This window comes from Bacillus sp. UNC437CL72CviS29 (assembly GCF_000482345.1).
Taxonomy (GTDB): domain Bacteria; phylum Bacillota; class Bacilli; order Bacillales; family Bacillaceae_G; genus Bacillus_A; species Bacillus_A arachidis.
Map to the genome: position 1 here is coordinate 207,309 of NZ_AXVB01000003.1, position 22,586 is coordinate 229,894.

Here is a 22,586-nt window from a genome sequence, read left to right on the forward strand (position 1 = left end):
GTAAAACGCACCTTTTTTTATAATGTAACTGCAGCAATAAAACCGAATATAAGTAACGGGATATTGTAGTGAAGAAAAGTAGGGACACACGTATCCCATATATGATGATGCCTGCCATCAGCATTTAAACCTGAGGTAGGTCCTAACGTACTATCCGATGCTGGAGAACCAGCATCACCTAATGCGCCAGCTGTACCGATAATAGCAATGGTGGCCATCGGGCTAAAGCCAAGTTGGATACATAGCGGAACGAAGATAGTTGTTAAAATCGGAATGGTAGAAAAGGAAGAACCGATTCCCATTGTAACAAGCAGACCGATAATAAGCATAAGGAAGGCAGCAAGTGGCTTACTGTTCCCAATTAAATCAGCACTTGTTTGAACAAGCGATTCAACATGTCCTGTTTTTCGAAGAACTGCTCCGAATCCTGCTGCAGAAATCATAACAAAACCTATAAATGACATCATTCGCATACCACTAGTTAAAATGGCATCAGCTTCTTTTAAAGGAAGACTGCCACTAATGGATAATACTATGATACCTGCTAATGCACCAAAAATCATTGATTCTGTTGCTAGTTGTACACTTAGTGTTGCGACAATAGACAATAACCCAAAAGAAATGCTTCTTTTCGTATAAGGTACAATTTCATCAGATGGAGTATGAATGGTTTCAGTATGATAGGTTCGTGGTTTACGATATGAAATAAAAACAGCGATACATAGACCAATAATCATTCCTATTGCCGGAATGGTCATGGCTTTTGGAATGAGTGCTACATCAAATGTAAGACCGCTTTGCTGTGCATTTGTTTGTAATACATCGTGATAAATTTTTCCAAATCCAGTTGGAATCCACATGTAAGGAGTGATTAATCCGAATGTAATAAGACATGCAACAAGCCGACGGTCCACTTCTAATTCATTTAAGACTTTTAAGAGTGCTGGAATTAAAATGGGGATAAAAGCAATATGGACCGGAATAATATTTTGTGAAAAACAAGCCATTGCTAAAATGATAAATAAAATGAGCATTTTTGAATATGTTTGTTTTTTCGTGTCTTTTTCGTTGCTGATTAAGTTCAGTGCAGTATGGATCATAGCATCGGGAAGACCTGTTTTGGAAAGAGAAATAGCAAATCCTCCGAGCATGGCATAACTTAAAGCGATTGGAGCACTGTTTCCAAGACCTATGGTAAAAGTATTGATTGTTTCTGAAATTCCAAGACCACCAATTAGTCCACCTGTTAAAGCACCGACGATAATAGCGACAATGACCTGGACACGTAATAAACTAAGCAGCAACATCACTGCAACTGCGACGAGTACAGCATTCATAATAAATGTAATCTCCCTGATCTTTTTCTGTTTCTGCAACTTATCTTAGGTAGGTATAGGTACTAACAGAGTAAAGTTGCGACATGTAATTATAAAGTGTTTTTTGTGAAATGTAAAAGGTATACCGATTACTGGTGTGGAAAAGATAGCTCTTGTTTGATAGAACATAAAGATTTTGCAAAAAGTTCAGGTTCTTCTAAATTTGGTGAATGAGCAGAGTTTGGGAACCAAATCATTTTTTTGATGGGTGCTTGAATCATGTCGCAATATTGTTGAACGAGTGCATAAGGCGTTTGATAGTCGAAACGACCAGAACAGAAATAAATAGGTACAGAAAGCTTTGAAATTGTAGAAAAGAAATCTATTGTGAGCATTTCTTCCCATAACGTCCCAGATTTCATATTTCCAGCGAGAAATTTTATCCAATCTAACCATGTATATTCTGAAGAGAATAGCCCTTTTCGAATGAAGGAAAATGAAGTCCCATTTTGCACGGATCCTCCAAATGTACCAAGCCATTTTCTTTGAATAATCAAGCGCCGCATATCTAGAAAAGGAGGTTTTCCAAGTTTTGAAAGTGAAGTCAATGCCCGCTCGTGCCCATGTTTTTTTGCAGAATGAATTAAGTGTCGATAGAGTAATTCTTCGTTTTGTTTCATATGTACAATCTGACCAATGCCAATATAGGCCTCAATATGGTCTGGATATTGACTTGTAATTTGTAGGCCGATAATACTTCCCCAAGAATGTCCAGCAAGAAATAGTTTCTGTTTATTGAAGCGAGAAAGAAGGTATTTTATTATTTCAAGTGCATCTAAAATAAATTGTTCAATTGTGAATGGTGTTTTAATATCTCGCCAAGAAAAAGTTTTCCCTGCTCCGCGCTGATCCCAATTGACAACAATAAAGTGCTTTTCTAAGTCTTTTTGAAAATGGCGAATAAATCCAATTTGTGCCATGCCAGGGCCACCGTGACAGCATAATAAAATAGGCTGATTTATATCTTGACCACGAATAAGTAGAGATTGTTTGCGATTGTTAATCGTAACGCTTTCTATCGTAGCGACGCTATTTGGAATTGGACTCTTTCTTTCATTGTAAAACTTTGGAGTGTGGCTACGAAAAAGCATATAAAAAAATCTCCTTTTCTCTAAGAGTATGTATCGCACGGGTGTACTATCTTGCATATACTGTTAAAAAGTTATTGTATCATAACATATAGGCTATATTTCAACTATGAACGCTTAGGGAGAGGAGGAAGGAAGTGACGATTGGAGAAATTATAGATTGCTTGAATAAACGTGAACCACTTGCCATAGTTGCGAAACGCCTCGATATGAGCCCCTATGCATTGTCGAAAAAGTTAAGGATACTTGGATATGAATATGATGGTGAACAGAAGAAACGAATATTTATTGGAGAGGGAGAAGAGCCCCGCCATTTATATCTTCAAGAAGCAACTGCACTTCAATATGTAAAAACAGATTATCAGGTTTTGATTTATGAACAATTGCAAAATATTTATGAATTATTGCGAAAACGCGAGGAACTTATTCTTCCCAAAATAATCACAAGTAATGAGAAGAAAAAACGCACTTTTTCTATATGTACGGAGATTTTAGAGAAATTAGACGTTATAGCTGATGCGACAGGAGTTCATAAATCTAAAATTGTAGAAGAAGCGTTGATAGAATTTTTACGAAAGTATAAAGAAGCTGATGAATTGTATCAAGATAAATGAAGGGAAGGATACTATGTTCAATGCAAAAGCATGTATCCTTTGTAGTATCCTTTGTAGTATTATTTTTTAGTTTTAAAAAAATAATACAAGAACCAAACGGCATGATTTTGTTCATCATCTGCTGCTCTACGAAATGCTTCTTTAATGAATTGATTTGTAGTATCATCTGCAATTTTTAAGTAGAAGTCAACAGTTCGTTGTTCGTCTTGTAGCGCGAATTCTAATCCCTCTTCATAAAAATTTGGACACTCTTCAATGATTTTTGGTTGAGGTTGCCTACCCGTTAAGCTGATGTAAATCTGTACAAATTGTTGAAAATGTTTTATTTCATCTTGGCGGATTTCAAGAATTTGATTTCGCTCAGTATTTTGTGAAGTCAAATTAGCTAATTTAGCATAACAATTTATTGCGCTGTACTCTCCATTGATGGCTTTTTCGATGTCAACAATTAATTTTTCGTTTTGTCTGTATATAAAATTGTAATTATTTGAATAGGAATACATTTTTTTCCCTCCCAGTTTATTCTTATATATTTTACGGGGAATGAAGATACTGGGTGCATATCCTTTAGAATAGATTTTAGGTTATGTATGAAAAACCCCCGTATTCTAAATGAACATGGGGGTTTTAAGTGAGAATATAGTGGAGCTCTTTTTAGTATTAACGTATTTTCGTATAGAAAAAACTAGTTCAGTTTTTGAATTCTTCCATCAATAATAGGTTGAATTGGTTCCTTTGCTTGTTTTACATAATTCACTAACGCTTCGAAATCAGTTGGTCCTGTTTCAGCATCTTTTCCATTTTTAAAGGATACAAATCCATCACCGCCCGAAGCTAGAAAGGCATTTGCAACGACGCTGTAAGTTTTAGAGGCAACTAACTCTTCTCCGTTTGTTAAGTGGAGATTTGTAACTTTTTCACCATTTGGTTTATTCGCATCCCAAGTGTACTGAATACCTGAGATTTGAAGCATTCTTGTTATGTCTTTTTGCCATTGTTGATTTAAAATATCTCGAATGTCTTGACCAGTTAAATTAACTTTTATCAATTGATTCCCAAATGGTTGAATGCCATATAATTCTCCCCATGTAATATCGCCAGCATCTAGATCATTGCGAATACCACCAGGATTCATAAGGGCAATTTGAGTATTCATGGTCTCGCGCTGAACATCAGCAATTAAATTTCCAAGAGTGGATTCGCCCGCGTCATTTTGTTTACGATCCATTGGAGCGGTAGATTTTCCAACAACCTGATTTACAAGAGGAGCAATTTTTTCTTGATACTGATCCATTTTCTTTTTCACTTGTTGATCAGGTTTTATTCCTTCATGGTAGGTTGTAACAACTTCTGCTTTTTTTCCAACAATATCTTTTGTTTTACGATCAATTTTTACATCTACGTCGGCAAAGGCCATTCCATAAGAATTTGCTTGTACGACAAGCTTGTTGTTAACGGTTCCATTTACATAAGTATGACTATGACCGCCGAAAATCACATCGACTTCTGGGTCAGTCTCATTTGCTAAGCGAACAATATCGCCATTTGTTACGCCGTTATTATCCGTTGTACCTCCATTATGTGCAAGAACAACGATAGATTTAACACCTAGTCTTTTCAGTTGTTTTACAGATGTGTTAATTGCTTCAACTTCATCTGTAATTTGTACATTTTTTAGCATAGTAGGCATAACAACGTTAGGAACATCTGTTGTTACAACCCCGATAAAGCCAACAGGAACCCCTTGTACCATTTTTACAGTAAATGGTGGTAGAAATAAGCGACCAGTTGATTTGTTGTAGAAATTGGCAGCAACGTACGGGAATTTTGCTCCTTTGAAATTCCCTGTTTTTTCATGGTATCCACCATAAATAAGACGATGCATTTCGTCTATTCCTTCATCAAATTCATGGTTTCCAATCGTTCCAACATCAAATCCTAAATCATTTAAAAATTCAATTGTTGGTTCGTCTTGTAGTAGTGCTGAAACTGGAGGACTTGCTCCGACGACATCACCCGCATGAACCATTAATGTATTTGGATTTTGCTTTTCACGATCACGTAAATAAGCAGCTAAGTACTCGGCGCCCCCTGCCTCTTTGTTGTTAATTTTCTTTACAGTGTCTAATTGTCCATGAAAGTCGTTAATACCAAGCATTTGTACGTCTATGTAGCGGTTTTGTTCTGCTGGTGTCTGAGACGGTGGTGCAGCGAATACACTTGAGAAGGTAATCGTACTTAATACTAGAGCAGCAGGAATGACTTTTTTCCACATGAAATTTCTCTCCCTTTTTTTTATAATCTGACATCATACGACATAATTTTAATAGATTAAGAGGATTAATGCTACAAAATTTCTTTTTATTATAAAAATTAATAAAACTTTATTTTTCCCTTTACATCTTTACGAGATAAAAATAGTAGGGGAATCGAAAGAGAATGGGCTTTTTTATTGTGGAGAGGGAGTCATTTCCCCTATAATGGAGAAAAAAGTAAAAGGTGAGTAGTATGAAGAAAAAGAAGCAAAGACAAACACAAATGAATCATCAGACAGAGAAAGATTCTATTACCATTGGTGATCAATTGAATGCATCACTAATGAATCAATTGAAAAGTAAGAAGAAAGAATTACAAGTAAGAGCTGAGCAAAAAGAAATAGAAGAACAAGAAAGAAAACGTAAAGAGCAAAAGGAACGAGAAAAGAATAAATCGTTTGAAGAACTATTAAGTGAAAGTAATCTCACTTGGAAAGACTTTAAATAATATAAAAAATCATCAGCGGTATTATCCTGATGATTTTTTTAACGATTTGATAAGAAAAGGGGAATTGGGATGAGAAAGATTGTAGTCGTTCCTTATGAAAACCATTGGAGTGAGAAGTTTCAAATAGAAGCGAAGAGGCTAAAAATAGCAATGCCAGAACCTGTGAAGGTACATCATATTGGTAGTACATCAGTACCAGGGCTCGCAGCAAAGCCGATTGTTGATATGATTATGGAGGTGGAAGATATTGAGAGAGTAGACAATTGGAAAGAGCGCTTTGAAAAACTCGGTTACATTGTAAAAGGTGAAAATGGTATTTCCGGTCGGCGTTTTTTTATCCATGGAACGGAAGAAAAACGGTCGTATCATTTACATGTATTTGAAACAGGAAATCCAGAAATCACACGTCATTTAGCATTTCGTGATTATATGATGGCACATTGTGAAGAAGCAGAAGCTTATGCGGCATTAAAAAATGACTTAGCAGAAAAATTCACATATGATGGAGATCAATATACAGAAGGAAAGACTGATTTTGTACGTAATATTGATGTGAAAGCAAAAGAGTGGTTAGAAAGTAACGTGAGCAAGTAAGAACGTGTTATTTTTATAAAAATATTATGTTAACTGAATGTATTTTTTGACTTTTGCTATAAATCTTGTTCAAATAAGGTGATGGTTACAAAAATTTTATGGCACCTCTCTATATCATTCGTAGGAGAGAAGAAGGAGGAGCAACAATCATGTATATTCCAACAACTACACTTCGTAATGGTGTGAAAATGCCGATGCTTGGTTTAGGTGTATATAAAGCAAAAGAGGGAGAAGAAGTAAAACAAGCAGTAAAAGCAGCTTTAGAAGTTGGATATCGCTCTATTGATACAGCGACTGTATATGAAAATGAAAGCGGTGTCGGAGAAGCGGTTCGTGAATCGGGGATTGCCCGTGAAGAATTGTTTATTACGACAAAAGTATGGAATGACGATCAAGGTTATGAAACGACGCTTCAAGCATTTGATAAAAGTTTAAAGAAATTACAAATGGATTATGTAGATTTATATTTAATTCACTGGCCAATAAGAGGAAAATACATAGATACATATCGGGCTCTTGAGAAATTATATGAAGAAGGAAAAGTGCGTGCAATAGGCGTTTCGAATTTTCACCAACATCATTTAGAGCAGCTTTTGCCAAATTGTAATGTGAAGCCGATGGTGAACCAAGTAGAACTTCACCCGATGCTCGCGCAGTTTGAATTACGTGATTTTTGTCAAAATGAACAGATTCAAATGGAAGCGTGGAGTCCGTTAATGAGAGGTGGCGAAGTCTTTCAGCATCCAATTATTCAAGAGATTGCTAAAAAATATGAAAAAACACCTGCTCAAATTATTTTACGCTGGGATATTCAAAGTGGTATCGTAACAATTCCTAAATCTGTTACACCATCTCGTATTCAAGAGAACTTTACGATTTTTGATTTTTCATTAACAGAAGAAGAAATCAAGCAGATTGATACGCTGGATCGTAATTTACATGTAGGTACAAACCCTGATAAATATGATACATTGTAAAAAAACGCTACCATTTTCGGTAGCGTTTTTTTAACGGTGTGATGTGTATGTATCATATTTAGTAGTTGCTTGAATTTGTTTGTATTCTTCAGTTGTTAATGGAGATTGTTTGGTGGCTTGTACATTTTCTCGCAATTGCTGAATAGAGCTAGCACCTGGAATAACAGCTGCAACAGCCGGATCATATAAGCAATACTGAAGAGCTGTTTCGGTTAATGAACGCCCTTTTGTAATTGCTTTAGCAGTAGCTAAAGCTTCTGTTAACTCATTATAAGAATAAGAAAGATAATCTTTTTCTTTCACTTTTTCTATCTTTCTTTTATTGTTGTCAGTTAATAAACCTTTTGCGAGTGGCCCGCGGGCAATCACGCTAATTTGATTATCTTGTAAGAACGAAAACCATTCTTCTGGCCGGCGATTTAATAGACTGTACTCCATTAATACGCTAACAATGTTAGACCGTTTTGCATATTCATGAATAACATTTGGACGGATAGAAGAGATACCGTAATGACGAATCACACCTTCTTGTTTTAAATCTTCAAACGCTTCGATTGTTTCATCGATAGGATCTTCTATTGTTCCGCCGTGAAGTTGATATAAATCAATATAATCCGTTTGCAGGCGGCGTAAACTTTCTTTTACCTCTGCTTTTATATAAGCTTTAGAAGGATCCCAAGACCAACCGTTTTTGCCATCTGTCCAGCGATTTCCTACTTTCGTTGTAAGAACAATTTGATCGCGTTTTCCCTTAAGGGCTTTCCCAACAAATTCTTCATTTAATCCATAATTGTATAAGTCTGCCGTATCAAAAAAATTAATTCCTAAATCTATTGCTTCATGGATGATGCGGATTGCTTCGTGTTCATCGGTGCCAAGAGACATGCAACCGAGTCCTATTTCAGTAATATATAAATCTGAGTTTCCTAATTGTCGTTTTTTCATCGCTCAACCCCCTATCTTATATTGTACGAAAGTAGAAGAAGGTTGACAAACGTTTACTTTTTGCTTGCGTTAATCCAGTCTTGTACAGTTGTGTACTCTTTTCCATATTGTTTTAGTTTATTACGAATTTGCCAAGCTTTCCCGACCAATGTGATACGATTCGGTAAAATATATACTTTCATTTTTATCACGCTCCTTTCAGTGTGGTAAAATGTATGAAGAACGATTAGGAAATAGAATAGGGAGATGAAATATTGTGAGTAATCTTGCAGAGAGAACAGTTGCAACTGAGCCAATTTTTGATGGAAAAGTTATTAAAGTTCGTGTTGATGATGTAGTATTGCCAAATGGAGAAATGAGTAAACGTGAGATTGTAAATCATCCTGGTGCCGTTGCAATTATCGCTGTTACAGATGAAGAGAAGCTTGTGCTTGTTGAGCAGTACCGTAAAGCTCTTGAAAAAGAGATTGTTGAAATTCCCGCGGGAAAATTAGAGCCTGGAGAAAAGCCAGAGGTCACAGCAATTCGTGAATTAGAAGAAGAAACGGGTTATGTATGTGATGAAATGGAATTCATCACATCTTTTTACACATCACCAGGTTTTGCTGATGAAATTTTATATGTGTATAAAGCGACAGGATTAAAGAAAAAAGAAAATAAAGCGGCTTTAGATGAAGATGAATTTGTAGAGTTAATGGAAGTTTCACTAGAAGAAGCCATTGAACTTATGAAAAATCAGCGTATTCATGATGCGAAGACGATATTCGCTGTGCAATACTTACAATTACAAAAATAAACACTCGCCTTAGGCGAGTGTTTTAATTAATTTTGGCGTAAACGCGTGTGTCACGTAAGCTGCCGTCTGGAGCAAGAAAGTCATTTTCGAGTGTGCCTTCTAAAATGAATTCAAGACGTTCTGCTAAAGTACATGCATTTACATTTGTAGCATCGCAGCGAATTTCAAGTCGTCTAGCATTAAGCTTATCAAAAGCAAACTGGACAGCACCTTTCAACGCTTCTGTCATATATCCTTGTTTTGTATAAGCGCTATGTAGCCAGAAACGAATTGAAAACTTTGGAATATCCCAATTTTCTGGGTGAAGGGTAAGGGCGCCGATAAATGTACCATTGGCTTTATCATATAAATGAAAAGCTAATGTTTCACGAAGTAAAAATTGTCCGTGAGCTTCTCGGACTGTTTCCTCAGCACTTTCTTCTGTTTCAGATGTAATGGATATCCAAGGTTGTAAGTCTTCTAAAGAAGCTTGAATTGCTTCATATACTTCTGTTCCATCTCCTGGAAATGGTTTGCGTACTTGCAGGCGCTCAGTTTGAAATAATGTTGGAAAATCTAATAATAATGGTTTCAAGTAAAATCCCTCCTATTCTCTACTTTTAAGTTTAGCAAAGTAGAGCGGAATTTCAATGTTAATTCGTCATACTTTTTTCTTTCTTTCATACATTTTAGTAAGAGTGTGAACGGAGGGAAGAAAAATGTTACGAAAAACTTGGCAAGATCGTGTAATTTCTCATATACAAGAGAATTCTTCGCTATATATATTTAATTCTGTTTTGTTATTGATGGGTGTGGTGTTTGGAGCCGTTCTTGTAAATAGCCTAGAGGTCAATCAAAAACAAGATCTATCTTTTTATTTGAATCGATTTTTTGGACAAGTTTCCAAAGGAGAATTTGCAATTGCGAGCGACATGTTTCGAGAAAGTTTCTTTTCACAATTAAAATATATTGGATTTATTTGGTTGTTAGGAATTTCAATTATTGGATTGCCACTAATTTTTATTTTATTATTTTTAAAAGGGGTAGTTGTTGGGTTTACAGTAGGGTTTTTAGTTAGTCAGCATGGATGGAATGGATTGTTATTAGCATTTGTATCTGTGTTGCCACAAAATTTAATTATCATTCCAGCGTTTCTTGTCATGACGACAATTGCTGCAAGTTTTTCTTTACGTATGATTAGGCATCAATTTATTCGAAAAATTACCGAGCCACTACTACCGTTATTAATCCGCTATACTTGCTTCTTTCTTGTTATTGGCATAGTATTAGCAATTGCTTCTAGCATCGAAGCATATGCGTCACCAGTGTTAATGAAAGAAGTCGTGGAAGTTATCAATAAAAAATAAATACTACATGAGAATGATTATCAAGTTATTTTCATTGTTTTTCTTTTGACAGAAGTCCTTCTTCTGATATAATGGTGTAAGAGTGGCGAGGAGGGAGTAGTACCGAATGGAAGAGAGAATTGAACGAATTAAGAAGCAATTGCATGCAGCGAGCTATAAATTAACACCACAACGTGAAGCAACAGTTCGTGTGCTGCTGGAAAATGAAGAAGATCATTTAAGTGCAGAAGATGTTTACCTCCTTGTAAAAGAAAAGTCGCCAGAGATCGGATTAGCAACCGTCTATCGAACTTTAGAGTTATTATCTGAGTTAAAAGTTGTTGATAAAATTAACTTCGGAGACGGTGTTTCACGCTATGACTTACGCCAAGAAGGTGCACAGCGTTTCCATCATCATTTGATTTGCACGCAATGTGGTGCTGTACAAGAAATTCAAGAGGATTTACTTGGTGAAGTGGAGAAAAAAGTAGAACGAGACTGGAGCTTCAAGGTAAAAGACCATCGTTTAACTTTCCATGGGATTTGTAAAAATTGTCAAGAAAATGAAACGGATGAAAAATAACCTTTTCCTATTTAGTTAGGAAGAGGTTTTTTATTTGAATTTAGGTATAAATCGCAGAAAGCTTGGCATATGTTGTAATAACATATATTTTGGAGGAGTTTACCATGCGCCGAGCTTTACAATTAACTTTTGATGGGATGAAGGTATTTTTATTATTTACAGGTTGTACGATTTTGTTTTATTTCGCTATACTATGGGTAAATGAAGAATATGAAAGTTATCATCGTTACGAAAAACCAAAAGAGGAGACAGTAGAAAAAGTATCAGGGAATGAGGAACCGGCAAAAGATGCTTTTGTAAATAGAATAATTTTTTTCTATGAAAATGGGGAGTAGTGTAGATTGGAAGATCAATTAAAAGATTTTATTCATTATATGATTGTTGAAAAAGGTTTAGCAAAAAATACAGTTGTATCTTATGAACGTGATTTAAAAAGCTATGTGAAGTATTTACAAAATGTCGAACAAATAAAAACATTTCATGAAGTGACAAGGATGCACATTGTGAATTTTTTGCAGTATTTAAAAGAGAACGGAAAATCATCAAAAACTTTGGCACGCCACATTGCCTCTATTCGTTCATTTCATCAATTTCTACTTCGTGAAAGAGTGGTAGAACACGATCCATCTGTACATATTGAAACACCTCAAGGTGAGAGGAAATTACCGAAAGTATTGTCAGTGAGCGAGGTAGAGGCATTACTTCAAATGCCCAAAGCGACAAGTGCGTTCGGTATTCGGGATAAGGCTATGCTAGAGTTGTTGTATGCAACAGGACTCCGCGTCTCTGAATTGATAGCACTAAATTTAGAGGATGTTCATTTGACAATGGGGTTTGTTCGCTGCATTGGAAAAGGGAATAAAGAGCGGATCATCCCATTAGGAAGTTTGGCTACGGAAGCAATTCAACGTTATATTGAAAAGGGAAGAAAAGAATTAATGGGGAAGAAAGCAGTCGATGCACTATTTTTGAACCATCATGGTAATCGATTGTCACGTCAAGGTTTTTGGAAGATTTTAAAGCGCTTAGCAAAAGAGGCCAATATAGAAAAAGAGCTTACGCCGCATACATTAAGACATTCTTTTGCGACTCATTTATTAGAGAATGGAGCGGATTTGCGTGCTGTACAAGAAATGCTTGGGCATGCAGATATTTCAACAACGCAAATCTATACGCATGTTTCAAAAACTAGATTAAAAGATGTATATAAACAGTTTCATCCGAGAGCATAAGTATTATGCTCTTTTTATTTTTTATTTATATAAGTACAAATTGAGAAAGTGTTTTAGGTGGGAGAGAATCCGGCCATGCATAGAAGCGGTCAGTTCTTTTTCCTGCCCTATGCCAGGTGAAAACGAAGAGAGAAAATAAGTAGCGGTAACCTTTTGTTCTTTATAGCCGCGACTTATATGTGGGAAAATCAAAATGAATGTATATTGCCAGAGCTAATTAGTAAACGAATAAAGCGTTTTGAGAATAAAAAGTAAGTAGATGTGAGGAATTCACAAAAACTTCACAAACATTTCGTACATTGTTTTCAGCAGAAGGCTGGAATATGAACTGGTATATCCTCTATACTAAATAAAGTATAAAGGAGGAAATCAAAATGAAAAAACTTGTAATTACTTTATTTATCGCGATGCTAGCATTAGCTGGTTGTAATACAAAGAAAGAAGAATCAACGAAAAAAGACAAAATTGAAGAAGTGAAAGTAGCGGTTCAAACAAATCCGAAAGAAATTAAACCAAATGAAAAAACAGAAGTGCAGGCACTTGTTACACAAGGAAAAGAAAAAGTAACGGATGCTGACGATGTGAAGTTCGAAATTTGGAAAGATGGCGAAGAGAAGCATGAAATGCTAAACGGTAAACATAAAGGAAAAGGTGTTTATGCAGTAGAAAAAACATTCCCATCTGATGGTGTGTATCATGTTATTGCACATACAAATGCACGTGAAATGCATGTTATGCCAGAAGTGAAAATAGCTGTAGGAAATGCGAAAGTTGAAGATGCGAAGAAAGAAAAAAGTGGCCATGAAGCAGGGCACGGTGGTCACAAGAGTGATACGATGATTCATCTTATGGCTGGCGATGTAAAAGCAAATAATGAATCAACAATGAAAGTTCATTTGAAGCAAAAAGAAGAAGCGTTAACTGGAGCTGAAGTACAGCTTGAAATTTGGAAAGATGGCGTTGAAAAGCATGAGTTTATTCCCGCAAAGGAAGGGGATAAAGGTGAGTATGTAAGTAAACATACATTTAAAGAAAATGGTGCTTATAAAGTGAAAGTTCATGTGAAAAAAGGTGAACTTCACGAACATAAAGAGGAAACAGTAGAAGTAAAATAAGAAGCGGCTCTTTAGAGCTGCTTTTTTCTTTAGGTTAATGAAATAAATCATAATTTCATTAGCACTTCAGTGCAGAATGGATTACAATAGAAAATGTGAAGAAAATAAGAATTTCTACGAAAATGTATTAAAAAGAAAGCGTAAACATGTTATGATATCAACATGAGATGTCTGACATCTGACTTAGAAAAAATAGGAAAGTTTTTTGCTTCGTTTGAAAATAGAGCGAAGAGGGTTGGAGCATGACTTGAAGAAGTGTTTTAGTAAGTGGAAAACGAGAGAATTCTCATTGATAGCAGTTTCACTTTACAACGTTTTGAACATACTACAAGGAGTGGAACTGAACATAAAGGAGGTTGCAGTTATGAATAAATATAAACGTATTTTCCTAGTCGTAATGGACTCAGTAGGAATCGGGGAAGCACCGGATGCTGAAAAATTTGGCGATTTAGGCTCTGATACAATCGGTCATATTGCTGAACATATGAACGGATTACAAATGCCAAATATGGTGAAATTAGGCCTTGGTAACATTCGTGAAATGAAAGGGATTTCAAAAGTAGAGAAACCACTTGGCTATTATACAAAAATGCAAGAGAAATCTACTGGTAAAGATACAATGACAGGTCATTGGGAAATAATGGGCCTTTACATTGATAAGCCATTCCAAGTGTTCCCAGAAGGATTCCCAAAAGAATTATTAGATGAATTAGAAGCAAAAACAGGACGTAAAATTATTGGGAATAAACCTGCTTCTGGAACTGAAATTCTTGATGAACTTGGTCAAGAGCAAATGGAAACCGGATCTCTAATTGTTTATACTTCCGCTGATAGCGTATTACAAATTGCTGCACATGAAGAAGTTGTACCACTTGAAGAACTATACAGCATTTGTAAAATTGCACGTGAGTTAACACTGGATGAAAAGTATATGGTAGGTCGTGTTATTGCTCGTCCATTCATTGGAGAGCCAGGAAACTTCACACGTACACCAAACCGTCATGACTATGCATTAAAACCATTCGGTCGTACAGTCATGAATGAATTGAAAGACAGTAACTATGATGTCATTGCAATTGGCAAAATTTCTGATATTTACGACGGAGAAGGCGTAACTGAATCTCTTCGTACAAAATCGAATATGGATGGAATGGACAAGCTTGTAGATACATTAAATATGGACTTTACAGGTCTTAGCTTCTTGAACTTAGTTGATTTTGATGCGCTGTTTGGTCATCGCCGTGATCCTCAAGGATACGGAGAGGCGTTGCAAGAATATGATGCACGTCTTCCAGAAGTATTTGAAAAACTAAAAGAAGATGATTTATTACTAATTACAGCGGATCATGGTAATGATCCAATTCACCATGGTACAGACCATACGCGTGAATATGTACCATTATTGGCATATAGTCCAAGCATGAAAGAAGGCGGAGAAGAATTAGCACTTCGTCAAACATTTGCTGATATTGGTGCAACAGTAGCAGAAAACTTCGGTGTAGCAATGCCAGAATACGGAACAAGTTTCTTAAACAACTTAAAGAAATAAGGGGGAAAATATAATGAATCGTGAACTTATTACAAAATCAGCTTCATACTTAAAAGAGAAATTCCAAGAAACACCACAAGTAGGACTTATCCTTGGTTCTGGACTAGGTGTCTTAGCAGATGAAATCGAAAATGCTGTAACAGTACCGTATAGTGAAATTCCTGAATTTCCTGTTTCAACTGTAGAAGGTCATGCTGGTCAGCTTGTATTTGGTACACTTCAAGGTGTAACAGTAGTGGCAATGCAAGGTCGTTTCCATTATTACGAAGGATATGACATGCAAAAGGTAACATTCCCAGTTCGTGTTATGAAAGAACTAGGTGTAGAAACAGTTGTTGTAACAAATGCAGCTGGTGGTGTAAATACATCATTTGAACCAGGAGATCTAATGTTAATTACAGATCACATTAACTTTATGGGACACAATCCATTGATTGGACCAAATGATTCTGAAATGGGAGTACGTTTCCCTGATATGTCTGAATCATACACAAAAGAACTTCGTATGATGGCAAAACAAGTTGCAACTGATTTAAACATTAAAATACAAGAAGGTGTATATGTTGCGATGACAGGCCCAGTATATGAAACACCTGCAGAAATCCGTATGCTTCGTACACTTGGTGGCGATGCGGTTGGAATGTCAACTGTACCAGAAGTTATCGTTGCACGTCATGCTGGTATGAAAGTACTTGGTATTTCTTGTATTTCAAATATGGCAGCTGGTATTTTAGATCAACCACTTCATCATGATGAGGTAATTGAAACAACAGAACGTGTAAAATCTAATTTCTTAGCATTAGTAAAAGCAATTGTAAAACAAATGAAGGGATGAGTTTACAATGAGAATGGTGGACCTAATTGCGAAAAAACGTGATGGACATGCATTAACGACGGAAGAAGTAAATTTTATTGTAGAAGGCTATACAAATGGTGATATTCCAGATTATCAAATGAGCTCACTTGCAATGGCAATTTTCTTCCAAGATATGAATGAACAAGAGCGTGCTGATTTAACGATGGCAATGGTAAATAGCGGCGATACAATTGACTTATCAGCGATTGAAGGCGTAAAAGTAGATAAGCATTCAACAGGTGGTGTTGGTGATACAACTACGCTTGTGTTAGGTCCATTAGTAGCTGCTTTAGATGTACCAGTTGCAAAAATGTCAGGCCGTGGTTTAGGGCATACAGGTGGTACGATTGATAAATTAGAAGCAGTTCCAGGGTTCCATGTAGAGATTGAAAATGATGAATTTATTCGTCTTGTAAATGAAAATAAAATTGCTGTTATCGGTCAAAGTGGAAACTTGACACCTGCCGATAAAAAACTATATGCGCTTCGTGATGTAACTGCGACAGTAAACTCAATCCCTCTGATCGCAAGCTCTATTATGAGTAAGAAAATTGCAGCTGGTGCTGATGCAATTGTGCTTGATGTGAAAACAGGTGCAGGTGCATTTATGAAAACGGATGAAGATGCAAAACGTTTAGCAGAAGCAATGGTACGTATCGGTAATAATGTTGGTCGTAAAACAATGGCAGTTATTTCTGATATGAGTCAACCGCTTGGCGAGGCCATTGGTAATGCATTAGAAGTACAAGAGGCAATTGATACATTACAAGGTAAAGGACCGAAAGACTTAGAAGAGTTATGTTTAATACTTGGAAGTCAAATGGTATACCTTGCTGGAAAAGCTTCTTCTTTAGAAGATGCGCGTGAAAAACTAATTGAAGTTATGAACAACGGAAAAGCGTTAGAAGCATTTAAAACGTTCCTAGCAGCGCAAGGCGGAGACGCTTCAGTTGTTGATGATCCTTCTAAACTACCACAAGCACAATTTAAAATTGAGGTAGAGGCAAAAGAAGATGGATACGTATCTGAAATTGTTGCAGATGAAATTGGAACAGCAGCAATGCTTTTAGGTGCAGGACGTGCAACGAAAGAATCTGAAATTGATTTAGCAGTTGGACTTATGCTTCGCAAAAAAGTAGGGGATAGCGTGAAAAAAGGTGACTCACTTGTTACGATTTACGCAAACCGCGAAAATGTAGAAGATGTAAAAGAAAAAATTTATGAGAACATGAAAATAACGAAAGAACATGTGGATGCACCGAAACTTGTGCATGGCATTGTAACGAAATAAGCTGAAAAAGCCAAGGAGACTTCTCCTTGGCTTTTTTGACTGTTTTTTGTTTATAATATTAATGGGTGAAATTATGATTAGAATTTGTGCAGTAACGAAAGAAGATGAAGTATTATATGATGTTTCGTTAGAAGAAACAGGACGAGAAGATATCGTATGGTATTGGCTTGATTTATATAAGCCAACAAAAGAAGAGTATACATACATTTTGCAAGAGCATTTTAAGTTCCATCCCCTTGCGATTGAAGATTGTGTAGAATATGTTCAGAGGCCAAAAGTGGATTTCTATGACGGATATAACTTTTTAGTTCTCCACGCATTTGGAGAAGATGGATTAGAACCGCATGAGATCGATTTATTTGTTAGTGATCGTTATATCGTTTCTTTCCATTTTTCACATAATAATGCGATTGAAAGAGTGTGGACAACGCTTGGCGAGAGAAAACGTATCAAGAAGAGTTCCTTACATGTAGCACATACAATCATTGACCAAATTGTGGATGATTACTTTGCACCTGTTTACTATATTGAAGATCATTTAAATGCAATTGATGATAATTTAACAGGTGATACAGCAGGGAGTGTACTAGAGGAAGTATTCGATATTCGTGCTGATTTATCTAAGCTTAGGCGTACCATTATACCGATGCGCGATCTCTTGTATCGTATTTTAAATTCCACTAGGTTTTATGGTGTAAGCGACCATGAGATTTATTTTAAAGATATTCATGATCATTTGCTAAAGCTTTCAGAAATGATTGAAGCAAGTCGAGAGTTAACAGCTGATATCAGAGATAGCTATTTTTCGTTGAATTCTCATCATATGAACAATATTATGAAAACATTAACTGTTTTCTCGACGATTTTCATGCCACTCACATTCATTGCCGGGGTGTATGGGATGAACTTCGCGCATATGCCAGAATTAGTAGGGAAATATAGCTATTTTATTTGTTTAGCTATTATGGTGTTAATTGGTGGAGGAATGATGGTTTGGTTTTATAAAAAAGGCTGGTTTAAGTAAAAAACGCCGAGGAACTCCCTCGGCGTTTTTTCTCTAGCCAATAGTGTGTAACACAAACATGGCTAAGAATAGGCATGCAATGATATACATGGACGGCGCGACTTCTTTATGCTTTCCAAGAGCGATCTTTAAAATAGGGTAAGCAATAAATCCGAACGCAATGCCATCGGCGATACTATATGTGAGCGGAATCATAACGATAATTAAAAACGCTGGAAATCCTTCTGAAAAGTCGTTTAGATGGATTTCTTGAATGTTTGAAATCATCAGGCCGCCAATAATAATTAAGATTGGTGCAATGGCACTATCAGGAATTAATTTTACAAACGGAAGAGCAAACAGTGATGCAAAGAACAACATCCCTGTAACGATAGACGTCAGACCTGTTTTACCACCTGCTGTAATACCTGCGGCACTTTCTACTGTTGAAACGGTAGGACTTGTGCCAAATAGACCACATGTCATTGCTGAAATTGCATTTGCTTGATAGGCACGTGGGAATTTACGGTCATCTTCTAATAATCCATGTAAAAGTCCCATGTTCTCAAAAATAAGCACCATGCTTAAGGAAAATGTTGCAATCCAAAACGGTAAGGAAGAAAGCTTTCCAAAGGACATAGCTCCAAATACATCTCCATAGTTTGAGATTGAAAATGAGCTATTTCCAACCTGGCCTGTATCAACAAGACCAAATATCCATGCAATACCGGTTCCAATTGCAATCGTCCATAAAAAGTTCCCACGTACGTTACGAATAAATAACACAAGTGCCACAACAAGAGTAAGCAGTGTTGCTAGAACAACAGGATTACTTAATTTTCCTAATGCAACAGCAGTGTTCGGATTCGAAACGACAAGACCACCTTTTTGCAAGCCAATGAAAGCTAAGAATAAACCAATACCGACAGTGATCGCTTCTTTTAATGACTTTGGAATTGATAATGAAAGCGTGCGAGCAATCGGTGTAAACGCGGCAATTGCAAAAATAATACCAGCGATAAAGACAGCTGCTAATGCTTCTTGCCAACTTAATCCAAGCGTATGCACAGCTGTGTACGTGAAGAATGCATTTACACCCATACCTGGTACAAGAATAGCAGGTGCATTTGCCCAAAATGCCATCAATAGACATCCGACAAATGAGCTAAAAACAGTTGCCAAAATTCCTGCTTCAAGCGGAATGCCGGCATCTGATAAAATGGACGCATTGACAATCATAATATAAACGATTGTGAAAAATGATGTCACTCCAGCTAATATTTCTTGTTTTGGTGATGTGTGGTGTAGGTCTAATTTAAATGTTCTTTCGAGTATTCCTTTCATGTTAAACCTTCTTTTTCATATCCCTCTCCCACCCGTGATATCCCTATGAAAAGGGCCCACCGTCCTTTATTATATCAGAACATAATCTTTTTACAATAAATATAATGAGAACGGTTACTTAAAAGTTAATTGGTGCTACAAATATGTGAAAATGGCTCGAACAGTAGAGATGATTTCGAGTTCCCCAGATTGAATTGGAGGAGCGGCTTGTGCTTGTAAAGTAGCATGAGACATAAATTCACGTGGGACTTGTGCCGATTCTTCAACGAGTGAAAGTGGGACGGGATTAATATTTAAATTATATGAACTTGCAATGATACGAGCTTTTTCTTGAGCATGTTGAACTGCTTGTAAGAGTGCTTGTTGATAGTACGCGTTTGGATGGGAAATAAGAAAACGTAATCCTCTTGCTACATTTGCACCATTTGTAACAGCTATATCATATACTTCCCCAGCTTTTTGTACATTTAAAACGGTAATTTCATACAAATGCTCTACTCGGTAACCTTGTAAGAGTGCTTTTTCTTTCACATATTCATATTGGGGAGTAATTGTATATGAAATGGTTTCTATATCCTTATCGGCGATACCAATTTGTTTAAGTGCATCGAGTAATTGTCTAGAATGAATGGAGTTCTCCTCTTGTGCTTGTTTCACATCTTTATTGTCTGTTCTAATACCAATTGTTAATACAACGACATTTGGTTTTGCTTTTATAATTCCCTCTCCTTGCACAGTAATGGTTGCTTGTTTACCATTGCGGACATCAGGTGAATAAGGGTTCATGCCAACTTGCATTTTTGCTCACCATCCTTTTTATATGTATATGAGTGAAAGAGAGAGAAAATTGTATGTAAAAAGTTACATAATTGAGAAGTGAAAGGAAAGAAAACATATACAATGTAGGTATCGATAGATTATAATATGTGTAAATATTATAAAAAAGGGTCGAGGCTAGTGAACGAAAAAAGAGAAGCACTGATTTTAGATTTATCTGCATCATTTCGAAAGATGATACGTTTATTACAAAATGATATTAATACACGTTTTTCAGAGCATATGCCATATAATGAGTTTTCTGTATTGCGTGCGTTATTTTGGAAGAGCCCGCAAATGGCTTCGCAAATTGCAAGTGAAGTAAACGTAACATCTAGCCATATTACAGCTGTAACAGATCGTTTAGTACGAAAGGGCTTCGTAACGAGAAAACGTTCTGATTCAGATCGTCGTATTGTATATTTAGAAATTACAGAGCATGGAAAAGAAGTGGCTGAAAAACTGGAAGCTGTACGTAAAGAATATTATAGAGAGAAATTTAAAGGTTGGAGCGATCAAGAAGTTGAAATGGTATTAGAGTTATTTGGTCGCGTATTATAATAAATGAGGATAGGAAGCGAAATGCTTACCTATCCTTTTTCTTTTGAATAAAAATATTTTGAAACTCCAATACTTTAAGTAAAAAGTATCGGAGGAAAAATAATGAAATATATGGTCTCATTCCTAATTATGATTGGAAGTTTTATATGTTCTAGCACATTGATTTATGCAAAAACACCAATCCAAGTTGTTCAAAAAGAAATGCACTATATTGCAAGTAATCAGCCTGTTTTATATTCGAAATTATGGGTTCGTTCTATGCAGAGTAGAATTTTACTTCATCATAGTAATAATATTCGTGAGCAGGATACACTGCGCAATGTTACAAATTCTTCTCTCGTAAAAGTAAAACAACTTTCACTTGAAAAAGCTTCAAATTACATCCCGAGATTATCTCAATATGTTTCTAAATTTGAAAATAAAAATGTTCAAGTGTATTACGTTGCTGTGCGTTATGAAGTGAAGAAAGAAACTCCATATCAACTAAATGGAATGAATTACTTTCTTCAAGTATTTGTTCAAGAGCAAGGAGATTGGAGAATTGCTGAAAGTATTGTAGCTCCTACAGATCAAATAATAGAGAATGGCGATGGTTTTGGAATGAAAGAAGAGAAGGAATATGGAAAAAGAAGAGAGAATGTGAAATAACCTCCTTGGGGTGAGGAGGTTATTTTGCATATAAAGAAAGCTTGTGTTTTAACAGTCGCTGCAAGATAATATATGTCAGTATGCCAGACCCTATAAAATAAATATAGTAAAGAGGTAAAGAATTACTACCATCAATAAAAATAGTACCGCCAAGAAGTGCGAAACAAATAGAAGTACAGATTAAGAAATACTTATGAAGTCTTGGATATAGCAATATTTTTCCGTTATGTTCATTCGGAGCGCGTGTATATAGATAAGCTCCTAGCGGAAGACAAATGAGTATATAGATAACAGGGCTTAACAGTGCCCAAGCAGACGGGGTGTGATGATAAGTAGGTCCTGTTCGTATGTTTCCGAATTCATCTTCAAAAGTGTCCCTCTGTGGATCATAGTTGTAGTTAATACGAAACTGATTAAGAGGAGCTACTACACTTATATTTTCTGTATATTTTTCATATTTAATGTAATTATAATTGTACTCTTCTCGTGATAAATCTATATGTAGTGCGAAAAAAGGGAACGCAAGCTGAAAGATGTATAAAGGTAAAATGATAATAATGTAACTTAAAACACTTTGTGAAATCACATTTCCTGTAATCGTCCCAATAAAGAGCGTAAATGTATAAACTGCAATTAACGTAATGATTGTATAAGCAAAGTATACATGAAATGGTGAAAAGGATTGGTATTGAACGTGTATCGTGTTTTTATAGATGATAAACATAAGAAGCCAACTAAGGCTAAGCGCACTTACGATATGAACAATGCCTAGTAACCATTTTGATAAAAATAAGTGCGACCGTTTAAATGGCATAGACCAAAGAAAATCGATACTTTGGTTATTGCGTTCCCATCCGATTAAGAGGATTGCTAATACCATTAATAGAAGACCTGGAAACAGTATCGCGTCCGCTCCCTCTAAATGATACATATAATAAGTATCTGTTGTCGTGCGTAAATACTCATCTGTGTGCTGTGCGGCAGCATAATATTTATATGGTAAGGCGTATAAAATACTTAGCCAAAAGAGCGTAATGACATATTTTCCTTGTTTATAATTCCGTATCCATAAAGCTTTATGAAACATGATCCCACCTCAATTCGTATTTA

At 36.0% G+C, this 22,586-nt stretch carries 26 protein-coding genes; 16 read left to right on the forward strand and 10 right to left on the reverse strand.

Annotation, left to right across the window (positions count from 1 at the left end):
* Positions 1 to 17 precede the first annotated feature (17 nt).
* Positions 18 to 1,337 carry a Na+/H+ antiporter family protein gene (locus M014_RS0101195; protein ID WP_026590063.1) on the reverse strand — a complete coding sequence of 440 codons (1,320 nt, stop codon included), beginning with the start codon at positions 1,335 to 1,337 and terminating at the stop codon, positions 18 to 20.
* Positions 1,338 to 1,465: 128 nt separating this feature from the next.
* A complete protein-coding gene (locus M014_RS0101200) occupies positions 1,466 to 2,467 on the reverse strand; it encodes an alpha/beta fold hydrolase (protein WP_026590064.1) in 1,002 nt (333 codons plus the stop codon).
* Between the two features lie 134 nt (positions 2,468 to 2,601).
* On the opposite strand from M014_RS0101200, the gene M014_RS0101205 reads away from it, so the two are divergent.
* Positions 2,602 to 3,078 carry a ribbon-helix-helix domain-containing protein gene (locus M014_RS0101205; RefSeq protein WP_026590065.1) on the forward strand — a complete coding sequence of 159 codons (477 nt, stop codon included), beginning with the start codon at positions 2,602 to 2,604 and terminating at the stop codon, positions 3,076 to 3,078.
* A 59-nt stretch (positions 3,079 to 3,137) separates the two neighbouring features.
* On the opposite strand, the gene M014_RS0101210 is transcribed toward M014_RS0101205, so the two are convergent.
* A complete protein-coding gene (locus tag M014_RS0101210; RefSeq protein WP_026590066.1) occupies positions 3,138 to 3,581 on the reverse strand; it encodes a ferritin-like domain-containing protein in 444 nt (147 codons plus the stop codon).
* Positions 3,582 to 3,763: 182 nt separating this feature from the next.
* Positions 3,764 to 5,353: a bifunctional metallophosphatase/5'-nucleotidase gene (locus M014_RS0101215; protein WP_026590067.1), complete on the reverse strand. Its 1,590-nt coding sequence runs from the start codon at positions 5,351 to 5,353 to the stop codon at positions 3,764 to 3,766.
* 233 nt (positions 5,354 to 5,586) lie between these two features.
* Between M014_RS0101215 and M014_RS0101220 the strand changes: the two genes are divergently transcribed.
* The 3 genes from M014_RS0101220 to M014_RS0101230 all read left to right on the forward strand — a co-directional run bounded on the left by M014_RS0101220 (position 5,587) and on the right by M014_RS0101230 (position 7,412).
* Entirely contained in the window at positions 5,587 to 5,841 is a 255-nt protein-coding gene (locus M014_RS0101220; protein WP_026590068.1) for a YqkE family protein, read from the forward strand.
* A gap of 69 nt (positions 5,842 to 5,910) precedes the next feature.
* Positions 5,911 to 6,435, forward strand: a complete 525-nt coding sequence (locus tag M014_RS0101225; RefSeq protein WP_026590069.1) for a GrpB family protein — start codon at positions 5,911 to 5,913, stop codon at positions 6,433 to 6,435.
* 149 nt (positions 6,436 to 6,584) lie between these two features.
* Positions 6,585 to 7,412 carry an aldo/keto reductase gene (locus M014_RS0101230; protein ID WP_026590070.1) on the forward strand — a complete coding sequence of 276 codons (828 nt, stop codon included), beginning with the start codon at positions 6,585 to 6,587 and terminating at the stop codon, positions 7,410 to 7,412.
* Between the two features lie 30 nt (positions 7,413 to 7,442).
* Here the strand turns inward: M014_RS0101230 and M014_RS0101235 are convergent, their stop codons facing one another.
* Entirely contained in the window at positions 7,443 to 8,357 is a 915-nt protein-coding gene (locus M014_RS0101235) for an aldo/keto reductase (protein ID WP_026590071.1), read from the reverse strand.
* Between the two features lie 53 nt (positions 8,358 to 8,410).
* Complete coding sequence (gene mciZ, locus M014_RS0101240; protein WP_026590072.1) at positions 8,411 to 8,539, reverse strand: Z-ring formation inhibitor MciZ; 129 nt, start codon at positions 8,537 to 8,539, stop codon at positions 8,411 to 8,413.
* Between the two features lie 74 nt (positions 8,540 to 8,613).
* Between mciZ and M014_RS0101245 the strand changes: the two genes are divergently transcribed.
* Entirely contained in the window at positions 8,614 to 9,153 is a 540-nt protein-coding gene (locus tag M014_RS0101245) for an NUDIX domain-containing protein (RefSeq protein WP_026590073.1), read from the forward strand.
* Positions 9,154 to 9,175: 22 nt separating this feature from the next.
* On the opposite strand, the gene M014_RS0101250 is transcribed toward M014_RS0101245, so the two are convergent.
* The gene (locus M014_RS0101250; protein WP_026590074.1) at positions 9,176 to 9,727 is read right to left on the reverse strand and encodes a GNAT family N-acetyltransferase; all 552 of its coding nucleotides are present in this window, start codon (positions 9,725 to 9,727) and stop codon (positions 9,176 to 9,178) included.
* A 124-nt stretch (positions 9,728 to 9,851) separates the two neighbouring features.
* On the opposite strand from M014_RS0101250, the gene spoIIM reads away from it, so the two are divergent.
* From spoIIM to corA, 9 genes are all read left to right on the forward strand, one after another.
* Positions 9,852 to 10,499, forward strand: a complete 648-nt coding sequence (gene spoIIM / locus M014_RS0101255) for a stage II sporulation protein M (RefSeq protein WP_026590075.1) — start codon at positions 9,852 to 9,854, stop codon at positions 10,497 to 10,499.
* A gap of 106 nt (positions 10,500 to 10,605) precedes the next feature.
* Positions 10,606 to 11,061 (forward strand): ferric iron uptake transcriptional regulator, encoded by a 456-nt coding sequence (fur, locus tag M014_RS0101260; RefSeq protein WP_000392653.1) that lies wholly within the window; start codon positions 10,606 to 10,608, stop codon positions 11,059 to 11,061.
* Between the two features lie 104 nt (positions 11,062 to 11,165).
* Positions 11,166 to 11,396 carry a YqzK family protein gene (locus M014_RS0101265; protein ID WP_026590076.1) on the forward strand — a complete coding sequence of 77 codons (231 nt, stop codon included), beginning with the start codon at positions 11,166 to 11,168 and terminating at the stop codon, positions 11,394 to 11,396.
* Positions 11,397 to 11,402: 6 nt separating this feature from the next.
* Complete coding sequence (gene xerD / locus M014_RS0101270; protein WP_026590077.1) at positions 11,403 to 12,293, forward strand: site-specific tyrosine recombinase XerD; 891 nt, start codon at positions 11,403 to 11,405, stop codon at positions 12,291 to 12,293.
* A gap of 374 nt (positions 12,294 to 12,667) precedes the next feature.
* On the forward strand, positions 12,668 to 13,408 hold the full coding sequence (locus tag M014_RS0101275) for a FixH family protein (protein ID WP_026590078.1): 741 nt from the start codon (positions 12,668 to 12,670) through the stop codon (positions 13,406 to 13,408).
* A 364-nt stretch (positions 13,409 to 13,772) separates the two neighbouring features.
* Complete coding sequence (gene deoB, locus M014_RS0101280) at positions 13,773 to 14,957, forward strand: phosphopentomutase (RefSeq protein ID WP_026590079.1); 1,185 nt, start codon at positions 13,773 to 13,775, stop codon at positions 14,955 to 14,957.
* Between the two features lie 13 nt (positions 14,958 to 14,970).
* Positions 14,971 to 15,792 (forward strand): purine-nucleoside phosphorylase, encoded by an 822-nt coding sequence (locus M014_RS0101285; RefSeq protein WP_026590080.1) that lies wholly within the window; start codon positions 14,971 to 14,973, stop codon positions 15,790 to 15,792.
* A gap of 7 nt (positions 15,793 to 15,799) precedes the next feature.
* Positions 15,800 to 17,104, forward strand: coding sequence for a pyrimidine-nucleoside phosphorylase (locus M014_RS0101290; protein ID WP_026590081.1), 1,305 nt, complete (start codon positions 15,800 to 15,802; stop codon positions 17,102 to 17,104).
* Between the two features lie 61 nt (positions 17,105 to 17,165).
* Positions 17,166 to 18,128, forward strand: coding sequence for a magnesium/cobalt transporter CorA (gene corA, locus M014_RS0101295; RefSeq protein WP_026590082.1), 963 nt, complete (start codon positions 17,166 to 17,168; stop codon positions 18,126 to 18,128).
* A gap of 33 nt (positions 18,129 to 18,161) precedes the next feature.
* Here corA and M014_RS0101300 read toward each other — a convergent pair whose 3' ends face one another.
* Positions 18,162 to 19,451: an NCS2 family permease gene (locus tag M014_RS0101300; protein WP_026590083.1), complete on the reverse strand. Its 1,290-nt coding sequence runs from the start codon at positions 19,449 to 19,451 to the stop codon at positions 18,162 to 18,164.
* Between the two features lie 135 nt (positions 19,452 to 19,586).
* A complete protein-coding gene (locus M014_RS0101305; protein ID WP_026590084.1) occupies positions 19,587 to 20,249 on the reverse strand; it encodes an SIMPL domain-containing protein in 663 nt (220 codons plus the stop codon).
* A gap of 159 nt (positions 20,250 to 20,408) precedes the next feature.
* Between M014_RS0101305 and M014_RS0101310 the strand changes: the two genes are divergently transcribed.
* Both M014_RS0101310 and M014_RS0101315 read left to right on the forward strand, forming a co-directional pair.
* Positions 20,409 to 20,828, forward strand: a complete 420-nt coding sequence (locus M014_RS0101310; protein WP_026590085.1) for a MarR family winged helix-turn-helix transcriptional regulator — start codon at positions 20,409 to 20,411, stop codon at positions 20,826 to 20,828.
* A 102-nt stretch (positions 20,829 to 20,930) separates the two neighbouring features.
* A complete protein-coding gene (locus M014_RS0101315) occupies positions 20,931 to 21,476 on the forward strand; it encodes a hypothetical protein (protein ID WP_026590086.1) in 546 nt (181 codons plus the stop codon).
* 19 nt (positions 21,477 to 21,495) lie between these two features.
* Here M014_RS0101315 and M014_RS0101320 read toward each other — a convergent pair whose 3' ends face one another.
* On the reverse strand, positions 21,496 to 22,563 hold the full coding sequence (locus tag M014_RS0101320) for an ABC transporter permease subunit (protein WP_026590087.1): 1,068 nt from the start codon (positions 22,561 to 22,563) through the stop codon (positions 21,496 to 21,498).
* Between the last annotated feature and the right edge of the window lie 23 nt (positions 22,564 to 22,586).